The sequence below is a fragment of the Lactobacillus iners DSM 13335 genome, assembly GCF_000160875.1.
GTDB lineage: Bacteria > Bacillota > Bacilli > Lactobacillales > Lactobacillaceae > Lactobacillus > Lactobacillus iners.
The window spans coordinates 403,332-416,953 of the sequence record NZ_GG700805.1 but is presented as its reverse complement, the minus strand read 5'-3'; the positions used below and the strand labels follow the sequence as shown (position 1 = coordinate 416,953).

Here is a 13,622-nt window from a genome sequence, read left to right as displayed (position 1 = left end):
GGAAGATGAGCTACCCATCAGAAAACTATATGCACTTCCGTTTGTTCTATTTTTAGTGATTTCTTACTTTTTTACATAAAAGGTCGCTCTTCCTTTACCATATCTTTCAATATACCCTTCCTCAGTCAATTTCTTAAGTTTATTTTCAATTGTAGCTTTTCCTACACTCGGAACTAATTCCATCATATCACTTTTAGTAAATTTACCTAGCTTGCTATCAATGGCATTTTTCACAAGATCGATTGTAGGAACTTTTTCGTCTACATAATCAACCCTTTCTTCAAAATCAATATAAGCAGCTAATATGGTTCTAAGAATATATTTTATAAATGGCACAGGATTTTCTTTATTTTCATGCCAACCTATCCCGCTTTTTTCTAGAGCTATATAATAACTGTCTTTATTTTTTTCGATCTTACTTTCTAAGCTGATGTATTTCCCAATTACATATCCTTGTCTATATAGCAAGAGAGTTGTTAATAAACGACTCATTCTCCCATTTCCATCACTGAAAGGATGAATACACAGAAAATCATGAATAAAAATCGAAATTAAAAGCAACGAATCTACGTCTTTTTTGTCAAATGCTATATTCAATTCATTACAAATTTGCTCAATTGCACCTGGTGTTTCATATGGAGATAATGGCTTAAACCTTTCGATAGCATTACCCTCTTTATCTTTTTCCACAATAGAATTCTGCGTATTTTTATATCTACCACCAATTTCTTTTTCACTATATTTAAATAGGTCTCTATGAAGTTGTAAAATATAGTTACTGTTGATTGGAATATATTCATAACTTTCATGAATCATATTTAGTACATCTCTATATCCAATAATTTCTTCTTCATCCCTATTTCTAGGAGTTGTTTTTTGATTCATTAACTCTTTTATTCTGACTGCTGTAGTAACAATTCCCTCTATTCTATTAGAATCCTCTACGCTTTGAATTTTAGCAATCTCTACTAATTTATCTAAAACAGCAGGTTTGCGTGTCAAAAAAAGTTCTTGTTTTCCTTTGTGCTCATGAATTTGTGAAAGAAGATTTATAATTTCACTATCCCACTTACTTCTTGCTAGATTTTCATAATTAAAAAACCTCATTCGCCTACCTCCTTTCCCTTTCGCCTAATTGTAGCATATTTTTAGGCGATTTTTAAGAGCTTAGGCGATTATTTATACTTGTCACTTTCTTCTGTACGTTATAAAAGAAAAAACAACGCACAAAAGCAATTCTTATCTTTACACAAGTAAAATACCCCTACTGTCATACACACTTTCAGTATTGGCATTACCACATATTATTGCTCTATCAAGTGCCATGATGGTAGCGATAGCTCCATCAATCTTTTCTGTGGACTTTTCCTTATTGGCTTTGATATTTTCTGCAGAGTCTGTCTTAATAAATATGTTATCCATATTCCATCTAAGAACCGGATTTCCACCATGAGCTATTTTTTGTTCAAGTGTTAATTTCATGAGTTCTTTCATTGGTGGTAACATATCCTTAAAGCCTTGCCCAAATAGAACAACGGTAAATCCCATATTTTCTAAGTTTTGAACCATTTGAACAGCCCCCCATCTATCAAATGCAATTTCTCTAATGTTAAATCTTTCTCCTAACTTTTCGATAAAGCTTTCTATATATCCATAGTGAACAACATTCCCTTCTGTTGTCTGAATATATCCTTGCCTTTCTCAAATATCATATGGAACATGGTCACGTCTAACCCTTAAATCCAGTGTTTCTTACGGTATCCAAAAGTAAAGCCAAACAAGTCAAACAATATCAAGACACACCCCCAAAATGATTTTATTGACACCATTTTTATCAAAAATGACATACCTAAAATAAAAAAAATCTAGCCTTTCGATTAGCTAGAACAATGATTATTTTTATTCGATTTTTAATTTTTCTAAGAGCCTTTATTTTAAGTACATGAGTAATATAAAGTATAGATTTGTGTATCCTTTTGATATACTTCTTCTCTCCTCCATACAATACACTACATCTTCTTCTGCATAAAATTCACATATCCGAGTGAATGCTCATCAATACTACACTCTCAACATGAGATTGTTAGGCTATTAGCAATAGCATATCCAACACATCAACAAAGTACTGTTAGTACTGTTTTTACTGATGTTTTAACCATATTGCATAGTCTGCTATGTAAATCTCAATTAGGCTATTTTCTAGAACATCCCATTTCCACAATAATTAAAAGTAAGATTCTATAGTATTTCCTTGTTTGTCTTTCATATCACGAATTTTATTTTTCAGAATATCAAAGTTGCAAATTCCATCTCTAATATCATTATCCGCTCTGTAGCCATTAATTATCTCAGTCAGAGTTTTCTCTTTGCCACCATTCTTTATAGTGGTATTAAATCTTTTTATCTTGCTTTCAAAGGGCTCATATGTTTTATACTTGATTACTTCGTCTTTAAAATCAAATAAAGGTGTATCTGGCTTAGCATCCCATAAAATAATCAACCACATTATTGCATTATAAAGTTGCTTTGCAGTTTCATTCCACTTTTCAGATTGTAAATTTCCATTCCCTATATTGTCATATTCTTTTCTATTATTTACACTAGGATCACCTATAATAGGATTAAAAAGAGGTAACCCTTTGTGATTAATTAGCTCTAAAAAATATCTTGCCGCACCCATGCCACACTGAATAACTTTCTTCTTGCCATCAGCTTTACGCTTGGCACTAAATACATAATATTCATCTTCAATGGTTGCTCCTGCATCACTATGTTTTTGTTGATTTGTTAACAACTTAATATGTGCTTCAGGATGAATTTCATAATCTCTAACAATTCTTTGTCTTGTGTCATGCCCTCTACAATTCATTTAAGTTCTCCTTTCTACTCGTTTTCGAGCTATATTTCTTCGACTTGTGTTTGACCGTTCCGTCCTCTCCAACTTCCAAATTACTCCGAGCCGCCATCTCAAGCTCAACAGCTTCAAACTTCTCTTTAGAAATAATGCCTGCATGATGAGCCGAATACAAATATTGCCTGTCAGAACCGCCTGAATCAGCTATAGCCACATCGCCTGTATATTTACGCCTAGTCAAAGTGCTCTCAACGGCTCGTTTACTCCAAGTGTCTTTCCCTTTGGGAGAATTATCACCTTTACTTTTTAATCTTTCAATAATTCCACCAACGCTTAAACCTTCCAGATACCAATCAAAGATAGCTCTCACTACCTTCGCTTGCTCTTCATCAATAATCAGCATGCCATGCTTATCTTTCTTATAACCATAACAAACTCTGATATAAAGACCCGACGTGCCGTCTTATGCTCTACGCCTTAATCCCCAAACAATATTCTCGCTACGCCAATCACTCTCTGCTTGACTACAAGCCTGAACCACGCTAATTAAAAGCTCATCATCGACAGTTTCCGTATCAATCTTATCAGCCTCAAAAATAATTCTCGTGCCACAAGCTTTAATCTTTCTAATAACCTCTAATCCTTCTTTCGTATCACGACCAAAACGGCTCACACTTTTCGTAAGAATAATATCAAGATTACCTTTCTCACACTCATCAATCATCCAATTAAACTCGTTTCTTGAAGATCCAACCTTAGCGGAAGCAACATCAAGAAAAACATCAGCAACAAACCAAGTCATGTGAGCAGCAGCAAGACGAGTAAGACCAGACACCTGAACAGCAAGACTATCCAACTGCTCTTTACGATTTGTGCTCACACGAGCATAAACCCCAACCGCATAATCCTTAATCACACGCTGAGGATGGATGACTATAACATCTTTATTTAGCTCATCTATCTTATCCAGAGCCATCTCTCCTTATTATTAGACTAACGAAACTTAGATTTCTTCTCCATGATAATTAGCCTAAACCTTATTTTCCCACTTCACAGGGTGGGGGCAAAGTGGGTGCACTTTTTAACGTTAACATCCTGTGCACTCGACCCTAGAGCGTTGATATCTTCCCTCAAACAGCCAAACTTGAATTTATATATCTACTGTTTTAATAAGTTTGATTGCCCTTGATGATACTAACTCGTCTTGGCTCATTTCCAAAAGGCTCTTTTTATCTACCCACTTATAATTAACCGTTTCTCCTTTTTGAAGAGCAATTGCATTTTTCTTACAATCGGTTACGCATAGATATTCAACATAAAGAGAGTGATAAACATCCTGCACAAATCTTCCGATCTCCATAATTTTTGAAGCTTCAATACCTGTTTCTTCTTTTAATTCTCTTACTGCACATTCTAATGGTGTTTCATATTGCAATGCAGAACCACCTGCTGTCAACTCCCACATTCCACCGAATTTCTTTTCAAAATCTCTTTGCATAATAAGGTAAGTCCCATCTATATGTTTAACAATTACTTCGCCCACCAAATGATACATGCCGTCAGGAATTGGTTCTCCTCTCACTAATGTAATATTCTTTAATTTATTAAATTCTTTATCATACGCATCCCAAATCTCAGCCATAAAACCCTCCATAAGGCCTGATTGTCAATTTCATTAAATATGAATTTTATCTTTCTCCAGTGGATACAAATATATAATCGGATTTCAGTCCGGATATTTACTTTCCAATGTAGTATTACTAATAAATATTATAATAAAAAGAGCTCAAAATTTCTTTTATACCCTCTGCATACATATCTAAAGTTCTATTAGACTCTAATTAATCCTTTTTCGTATCTGCGACAAACTTCTTATTATCCATTCCTTAAGCACCTCCTCGTGCACATCCTAATAATCGGGTTTCATTTTACCTTTTGAGCTATATTTTCCCACTTCACAGGGTGGGGGGCAAAGTGTGTGCACCTTTTAACGTTAACATCCTGTGCACTCAACCATAGAGCGTTGATATCTTCCCAATACAGCCAAACTGTGCTCAACACGCCGAGCTATCTTACAGCCGCCGTATACTAAATCTTTTAACGATAGCCCTCGCAAACCACTGCTACACAAAGGCAAATTTGCACCCACCTAATCAGCCTTTGACATCAATACGACACTCTCAACGTGGCTTGAGTAGTTCAGTATGGATAAATTTTAATATTTCTCAAAATCCTCGTATGTGGGAATAGGTTAATCAATAAGCATCTTATAATTTACTAAATCATTCTAAAGTAGGAAAAAACAGCTCATGGCTTAGCTCAATTTTGTTTAATAATTAAAGAATATAGTTTGTCTACTTACATTTACTTCTGCTTCTACCCCAAAAGGAATTATACATCTTGGAGTTGAGTGTCCAATATTTATATTATAGACAATAGGTAAATCTTTATTGGTAATTCCTTCTAATAAAATAGATTTATACTCCTCATAATAAATTTCATTTTGAGGTTTCCCTACTAGTATTCCTGATAATTTATCAAATATTCCGTAGTCTTTTAGAGCAAGTATCATTTTCCTATATAAATCTGGTTTTGTTTTTTCTTGGCTTGTTTCTATAAGTAAAATTTTATTCTCCCATGCCTCAAGGCTTGGAAATAAATCATATTTACTACAAATTTCTACTGTATCTTCAAATAAAGAATTATCTAACATATCATATATTGATTCTATGCATCCGCCTAAAATTTTCCCACTAAATATAGGATTTCCTCTTAAAAGCTCAAAACCGGTATTAGTATGACTTTTCATTTCTATTCCTATAGCTTTCTCGCTATAATCTTCCCTTTCCTCATACCAAACTTCACTAGGGTGTATCTCTTTTATTTTCCCTGTTTTTATAAGTTCTAAAAAGTATTTTTCTGTATAAGCTAACATGTTATCAGATAGTTCGCATACATCTGTCAAGAAAGCCTGACCATAAAATGTTTTTATACCAAGTTTATTTAGCATAAAGTGATTTATTGTTGAGTCAGAAAAGCCTAAAAAAAGTTTTTGTTTGACAATATTTTTTAATCTATCGCCTTCGAACAAATAAGGTGCTAATCTATAAGTATCTTCTCCACCAATAGCACATAAAATCATATCAATAGTGTCATCTTCAAAAGCAAGTAGCAAATCATCTGCCCTAGCTTCTGGATGATTTTTTAAAAAATCAATGCCTTTCAGAGAATTAGGTAAAAACTCTATCTCTACTCCTAGCTTATTTAATCTGTCTAATCCTATTTTTATTTCATGCTCAACAAAACTTTCCCCCAAAACACCACTAGATAAACTAACAATTCCTATTTTCTTTATCATTTTTCCTCCTTGTAGATACTTATTTTCTTGACATCAATACTACAGTCTCAACTTGCTCATCATTGTCCAAACCAGTCTTAATAACATCTCCGACATCCATAATGTTTTTTAAACCTTAAATAAGATTTAGATAAATTTGTTTGTAGGTTAAACCATCATGAAATGTCAATTCACAGATAGTTTTACTTATATATTTATACAGTCTTTTTGTATTTATAAATCATCCTCTTAAAATCTCGTCTATCTGCTCCGCTTCGATTTGTTTTTGTAAATCATCAATTTTTGTTTCAATATAGTTTTTATGTTTTATCCACTTTAAACCTATAAAATTTGGTAACAATGATTCGAGAAATTCAATCCAAGCTGAATACATAGGTACTGCACTACCTGACCAACTCCAAGAAGTAGGTGTTAATGGTATTTTTTCAAAGTCTTCAAATAACGTATTATTCTCAAGAAATAGCAATATATACTCTTTTTTTCTTTTGATCTCTAATTTTGACACAACTGAAAATAGGCAATACATTTTTGCTTCATCATTGCAGAATTGTTGAATACATTGTCGAATCCACATATCTTGTCTTTCTAACAGCTTTTTCTCATTTTGCTTTGGCAATAATAAAGATTCTAAAAAACACGGTACTGACAACCTAGAATATTGACGGTTTCTTATCAACTGCTCAAAGATTTTATTATATATTTCTACAAAATCGTCCAAATCAAAAAAGCAACAATGCTTTTCTTGATGGTCGCTAAAGGAGTCACTATTTATTAAATAATCTATATACTTATCCAGTATAGAAGGTCTAACCGAATATATTTCCTTCAAAAATTGTCCGTCATAATCATGATGTTTATCATATGACAACATAGCATGGTATATTTCTTCAAGCAATTCTAAATTGCAATTAAATTTTTGAATCACTTCCTTTGGTGTATTATGATGATAATTAAATAACAAGCCAAAATAAATATCCACGATAAAAGAGGAATACTCTTTTTTATCCAAAATGATTTTGCAACCTTCTATTAATGCTAATTCATCTATTGATTTATATTTATCCAGAAAATCTACATCACGCATTGATGATGAGGTAATATATCTGTCAGAAGTATCTTTCAAAAAATTATAAAGCCCTTGTAAATGTTTTTCTGTAATTAATCCCTGCGGTAATTCATGATAATATGCATATGTCCAAGCATTTTTCTGACTATATTCTTCACTAATAATAATTTCATACACTTCTGAATCGGATAATAATGAAAATAAATTGTCTACTAGATGGTATGGATGTAAATTGTTTGGTGTATCGTTTTTGATATAATATTTAATTGCATCAACATACCAATCTGCTTTATCGGAAATAGCATCAAAGGCAATGCCTAATCCTTCACCAACCTCCCAATATGAATGGTTATCTAGCTCAGAAATACCGTTGCAAACATCAATTAACTTCTTAAATATCTGTAAATCACAATTCAAAGTGTAATGATTAATTGATTGCTGCTTTTGTTTTCTATTTTCTTCATAACCAGTTTCTTTATAATCTGGTCCTTTAAGAAGACAATATAATTGAAAGCCTTCTCCTTTAAAATATTCAGAAAACAAGGATTCACAAGAATAATTCATTCTGCTAAAAACTTGCACTATTTTGTCTGCTAAAAGGCAATTTGCCAATTTATCTGGTGGAAAATTTAACTTCAAAATTAATTCAATATATTTTAAATCAAATTGTAAAACAGGAATGCTTATATCATCAATAATGCCACCATAAGAACTAAGAATTTCCCTAACTTTTTCTCTATACTTTTCAATTTTACTCAAAGAAGTTAACGATTCCCAAATGAACCCACGATATTTTTCAACACCTTTAGACATAGTTAATGGAATCTGATATATGGTTATTGCATTCTTTCGTCCTTCCTCCGCTGGAGAAAATTTTAACTTCAGAAATTCTTCTGCTATCTGCAAAAAAATTATTACAATAAATTCTTGTTTCCAATCATTTGAATATTCTATTATTTTTTCAAAAAAAATTATTTGAGTATAAAAACTATTACGAAAAGAATCCCTCTGAATACCAAAATATATATTAACTGCATGGTAAAATTCCATAAATAAATCTGGTCGCTTTAGATAATATTGAAAAAACAAATCACAAGCGGTTGGCAAATCATTCATATCTGCAAATCCACCAAGAGTTTTAATGATATCATTTTCCACATATTGATAATTTTTTCTTTTTTCAGTATCTATATCAATCCATTCACAAATCACTCTTTCTTCAGATTCAATTTCATTTTGCAAAAGCAAAAGTGTTTCCGTAGGATTAATGCGAAAAAAGACTTTTACAAATTCAAAGAAGATTGGCGATTTTTCTGTTGATAATTCATCCCATAATAACTTTATTTCTTTCTCAACAAAATTTAAAAGTGCCTTATTTTTAAAAATATTAAGCAACGTATTAACAGAAGATATAGTTCTCTCTCTGTAACTTAAAAAGCAAGCTTTAATCATTTTCGACAAACTAAGTAATTTTTTGTCAAAGAAAATATATTTTAACAAATAATTAGACAAACATGGATCAGAAAAATGAACAGCTTTATCATTACAAATATTGACAATCTCCAGCTCGTGAAGCATACGGATATTTTCAATGAAACTATCTCGATTTAACCCTTTTTCCTGTAGAATTGGTAAAAGTGCATCAATATAATCTAAATGAATTGCTTCAAGAAAAGCAATTATACCAGAAGTTATACACAGATTTTTGTCTGTAAAAAATTGATTATTTTCTAAATTAGAACCATAATAATCTTCATATAATTGTGACACATCGTCAATAGAATCCAAACGATTTGAACTGCATGCTACTTTCCCAGCAAGTATAGCAATACGGGCGTTCCCTTCTGAAATTCTTATAATTCGTTCTTGATAATCTGAATTCAAAATGCCCAATGAAGTTTCAAGTAATTCCTTAATCTCATTCTCTGAAAATACATTTACATTCACAATTTCATAAGAAGTGATTGCTTTAACATCGTTTATCACTTTTTGAAGTGCATAATCCCTTACTGTAATAAGTATTTTTACATTATATCCCTCTGATTTCATACTAACGTATCGAATAATATGCTGCAGTCCTGACAATTGATTGGCATCATCAATAAAAAGAAAATAATCTCCTGGTCTATCTAAAAAAAGTTTTAAATCCTCGTATATTGGTAATGCATTACTATGAATACAGTAAGTCTTTTCATTCTTAGCATCTGCATGATTTTTTACATAATGCAAAGCTAAACGTGTTTTTCCCGTACCTGATGAACCACTAAGTATAACAACATCCACTTTAAGATAAGCATTGATGATATCTTGAAATTCTTTTTCTCTGAATAGAAATTTAGTGTCAATTGGAGCAGCCATTCTATTTGCATTGTAACTATTAATAAATTCATCATATGATTGAATTTGATCTGTACTTATTGATATTCCCAAAAAATCACGTGAAAGATTATGATGGAAAAGATATATATCTTCTGCAAGCTTATCAATTCCAATAATTACAAGCTTAACTCCAACATCTTCACACAGTTTTTTTACTTCACTATCTTGCAATGGCGTAAAGTTTGATGAAGTATGACAATAAATAATTTCAGAGATTTTGTCATGCGGAACACCTGTCTTTGCTGTATCAAGACATTTTTCAAGATCATCACTAATTTTTGCAAATAAGTTCGTCCTTTGAGTTGTGTATTCAACAAAAACATACTTTCCATTTGATGCAATAAAATAAGTATCAGGTGTACCTAAAGTGGTCTTACGTGTACCTGCCTCTCCACCAAGAGATACTATACTCGGATAGCCTGTTTTATATAAATAAGAATCACAAAGATTTTGAAATGAACCTGCATCCAGTTGTAGTATTTTTTGTTTAATACTTTCAATATTAGCCACTGTCTATGCCCCCCTATTGTTTTAATAATACACCATCTTAAAATACTTCAACGCATCCAAAATAGCTTCTTACTTTTCAATTGAACACTGTGGTCTTTTCTGTTTCTGACTTTTAGACATATTATAATGTTCCTTAACATCTAAACCATATTTTCTCTTCACTTGCACAATATGAAGTGTTGACATCTTAAACCCATACTTTTAAAAAAAATAAATTTTAATTTATTCATAAGTTGCTTTACTCTCCGCACAGGTAATATCCATCTCGTCAAGTGGAAGCTCAATACTAATATGTCATTTTGAGCCTAGTTTGGAAAGCAACACGATTGTCTCAACGTGTGGCGTTTGCGGAAACATATCAACTGGATCAATGCAATCAAAATCATAACCTGCTGCTTGAAAAACTTGCAAATCTCTAATCATAGTAGCTGGATTACACGAAATATAGACAATTTTTTTAGGACTAGTTGCTACTGCTGCCTTAATAAAAGTATCTGTAAGTCCCTTGCGTGGTGGATCAACAAAAATCACATCAGTTTTTAAGCCTTCATTAGCCCACTGTGGCATTAATTCTTCTGCTTTTCCCTCAAAATATTCTGCATTATTGATGCCATTTAAAATGGCATTTTTTTTGGCATCTTTCACTGCATCCCTTACAATTTCAACACCTAACACTTTTTTTACATGCTTAGCAACTGATAAACCAATTGTACCAATACCAGAATAAGCATCGATTACTACATCATCAGCTGTCAGTTGGGCTTTTTGAATAGCCAAATTATATAAACGTGGTGTCTGCAACGAATTTATTTGGAAAAAACTTTGTGATGAAATCTTAAATGATAAATCACCAATTTTATCAACTATTTCTCCATTACCTGCTAAAATATATTCTTTTTCACCTAAAATCACATTCGTCTTATGTGGATTATGATTTAAAATAACACAGGCAACATTGTCTAATGATTTGATAGCTTGGACTACGGCATCAAGATTGTTAAAAGATTTGTGCAAGCAAACTAAAACAATCATTAATTGCCCATTAGCTTTGCTTCTTCTGATTTCTAAATACCTAACCTCACCATTGTGTTTAATTTCATCGTATGCGGGAACATTAAATTTTCGTAAAATATCTCTAACAGCTACCACGGCTGCATCTATTTTTTTGTCAGTTGTTAAAAAATCAGTCATTGGTACTAAGTCATGCGAATGTTTTCTAAAGAAACCTACTTCTAATTGACCATTAACCATTCTAACGGGAACTTGGGCCTTATTTCGGTATGCTGTTGATTCTGGGCTAGCTAAACAGTCATTAACTTTTTTATTAAGATGGACTTTTTCTAACAAATTCACTACCTGCTTTTTTTTAAATTCTAATTGTCTTTCATATTTCATATGAGCTAAAGCAGCTAAGCCAGTTTGCACCCATTGACGCAGAGGCACGTCCATCCGATCGGAACTTTTTTGTAAGAACTTTTCCACTTTGGCAAAAGCAAAATTTTTCTTAATTTTCAATATTTTTGCCTGCACAATTTCACCAGGTAAAGCATTATTCACAAAAATTGTTAATCCTTCATAGTGAGCTACGCCCATTGCTTCATAAGATAAGTCTGTTATTTCTAATTCAACAATTTGATTCTTTTCCATTTTTAAACCTCACACCAGTTATTCATTACTATATGATACAAAAAAAGCCGCAATTTGTGTATATTTGAAACTTATTCAATTTTTATTGACATTGCATTTTAATATTGCTATCATGTTTTCAGAAAATTCATTTTAGTAGAAATTTTGTTAAGAGCAAGAGAGCCGATGGTAGGTGCAAATCGGTCAGGCAAAATTTTCGAATTACAGCGGACATGTAAAACATGATTTATTCGGCCATATTCAGTGCCGTTATCACCTGATATGAGTATTGCGTAGCATTAATATGGGTGGTACCACGGTTATCATATCGTCCCGTTGATTTATATATCAACGGTTTTTTTATTTGGAGCATTTTATGAAACACAAAGTTACATTCAATGAAGCAATCTGTATTTTACTGGCTTTATTATTCATTCTAGGAACCTCAGTAATTAAATTGGGAATAGCACCAGAAGTTCCCGTATTGTTTACTATTTGCCTATTTATTTTTTGGATCAAATTTTTTCATGGTTACAGTTGGCAATCAATCCAAGATGGTATCAAAGAAGGTATTGGTGTCGCAATTATCCCTATCTTTATTTTTATCCTAATTGGAGCCCTAATCAGCCTATGGATTAAAAGTGGCATTATTCCATCCATTATGTATTTAGGTTTTCACTTACTAAATGGTAACTATTTTATACCATCCGTCTTTCTAGTCTGTACAATTATCGGTGTAGCTATCGGATCGGGTTTTACAACCATTTCAACTATAGGTATTGCCTTATTTGGTATCGGCATTTCGATGAAAGCTAATCCTGGATTAGTAGCTGGAGCTATCATTTCGGGAGCGGTTTTTGGCGATAAAATGTCGCCACTATCTGATTCGACTAATTTAGCATCGGCTGTCGCAGAAAGTGAGTTATTTGCACATATTAAAAATATGTTATGGTCTACCTTACCAGCTTTCTTCTGCTCATTATTATTATTTACCATTTTAGGTCATGGTGGTGCAATGAATGCAGCTAGAATTGAAACTTTATCACATATTTTAAAAAGTCATTTTATGATTTCATGGTGGACCATCATTCCAATTATTTTTATGGTACTTTGTGCATGGAAAAAAATACCAGCTATTCCAACTTTATTTTTAAATATTACCATCTCTATTATTATAATTTTTATCCAAAATCCACACCAATCAATAGCTTCACTGAATAAAATTATTGTTAATGGTTATGTGGCTAAAACCAACGATGCAGCATTCAATGCCCTTTTAAGTCGTGGAGGAATTGCTAGCATGATGGAAACAGTCGCTTTAATTATTTCAACCTTATCACTAGGTGGATTATTAATGAAATTTAACATTGTACAAAGTGCAATGAGTCCTCTAGTTGCTAAATTAAAAACGCCTGGTAGCTTAATCATTGCTACAATCTTATCAGGCATTGGCATTAATTTATTAGTTGGCGAACAATATTTGTCTGTTATTTTACCAGGAAGGGCATATAAGTCCGCATACACTAAATTATGCTTATCATCATTAGCACTCAGTCGTGTTCTAGAAGACGGCGGGAGTGTTATCAACTATTTAATTCCTTGGGGAGTAGCTGGTGCTTTTGCAGCTTCAACCTTAGGCGTACCAGTTTTAACCTTTTTACCATTTACATTTTTCAGTCTATTTTCACCTATTTTTTCCATCATTTCTGGAATTAGTGGTATTGGATTAAAAAGAATACATGGTATAATGCAATAATTTTGGTTTAGTATAAAATATAAGTTATAATATTAGTTAAATCTATAGTATTTAATTATTATATGGGAGGAAA

The 13,622-nt window shown here is 32.3% G+C and carries 9 protein-coding genes and 1 pseudogene; 1 reads left to right on the top strand and 9 read right to left on the bottom strand.

Annotated elements, in window-relative coordinates:
- Positions 1-63: 63 nt before the first annotated feature.
- The 9 genes and pseudogenes from HMPREF0520_RS04030 to rlmD all read right to left on the bottom strand — a co-directional run bounded on the left by HMPREF0520_RS04030 (position 64) and on the right by rlmD (position 11,814).
- Positions 64-1,107, bottom strand: a complete 1,044-nt coding sequence (locus HMPREF0520_RS04030) for a Fic family protein (RefSeq protein WP_006729641.1) — start codon at positions 1,105-1,107, stop codon at positions 64-66.
- 138 nt (positions 1,108-1,245) lie between these two features.
- Positions 1,246-1,770: pseudogene (locus HMPREF0520_RS06240) on the bottom strand (terminase TerL endonuclease subunit); the annotation flags it as partial.
- Positions 1,771-2,224: 454 nt separating this feature from the next.
- Positions 2,225-2,680, bottom strand: coding sequence for a hypothetical protein (locus HMPREF0520_RS04020; protein ID WP_029327253.1), 456 nt, complete (start codon positions 2,678-2,680; stop codon positions 2,225-2,227).
- A gap of 178 nt (positions 2,681-2,858) precedes the next feature.
- Complete coding sequence (locus tag HMPREF0520_RS04015; RefSeq protein ID WP_006729638.1) at positions 2,859-3,257, bottom strand: recombinase family protein; 399 nt, start codon at positions 3,255-3,257, stop codon at positions 2,859-2,861.
- A gap of 60 nt (positions 3,258-3,317) precedes the next feature.
- Positions 3,318-3,734 carry a recombinase family protein gene (locus HMPREF0520_RS06235; RefSeq protein WP_236691048.1) on the bottom strand — a complete coding sequence of 139 codons (417 nt, stop codon included), beginning with the start codon at positions 3,732-3,734 and terminating at the stop codon, positions 3,318-3,320.
- A 270-nt stretch (positions 3,735-4,004) separates the two neighbouring features.
- Entirely contained in the window at positions 4,005-4,496 is a 492-nt protein-coding gene (locus HMPREF0520_RS04005) for an NUDIX hydrolase (protein ID WP_004136327.1), read from the bottom strand.
- 687 nt (positions 4,497-5,183) lie between these two features.
- On the bottom strand, positions 5,184-6,212 hold the full coding sequence (locus HMPREF0520_RS04000) for a S66 family peptidase (RefSeq protein ID WP_006729635.1): 1,029 nt from the start codon (positions 6,210-6,212) through the stop codon (positions 5,184-5,186).
- 220 nt (positions 6,213-6,432) lie between these two features.
- The gene (locus HMPREF0520_RS03995; protein WP_006729634.1) at positions 6,433-10,167 is read right to left on the bottom strand and encodes an nSTAND3 domain-containing NTPase; all 3,735 of its coding nucleotides are present in this window, start codon (positions 10,165-10,167) and stop codon (positions 6,433-6,435) included.
- Between the two features lie 294 nt (positions 10,168-10,461).
- The gene (rlmD, locus tag HMPREF0520_RS03990; RefSeq protein WP_006729633.1) at positions 10,462-11,814 is read right to left on the bottom strand and encodes a 23S rRNA (uracil(1939)-C(5))-methyltransferase RlmD; all 1,353 of its coding nucleotides are present in this window, start codon (positions 11,812-11,814) and stop codon (positions 10,462-10,464) included.
- A 355-nt stretch (positions 11,815-12,169) separates the two neighbouring features.
- Here rlmD and nhaC point away from each other — a divergent pair, with 355 nt between their 5' ends.
- The gene (gene nhaC / locus HMPREF0520_RS03985) at positions 12,170-13,549 is read left to right on the top strand and encodes a Na+/H+ antiporter NhaC (RefSeq protein ID WP_006729632.1); all 1,380 of its coding nucleotides are present in this window, start codon (positions 12,170-12,172) and stop codon (positions 13,547-13,549) included.
- The last annotated feature ends 73 nt before the right edge of the window (positions 13,550-13,622 follow it).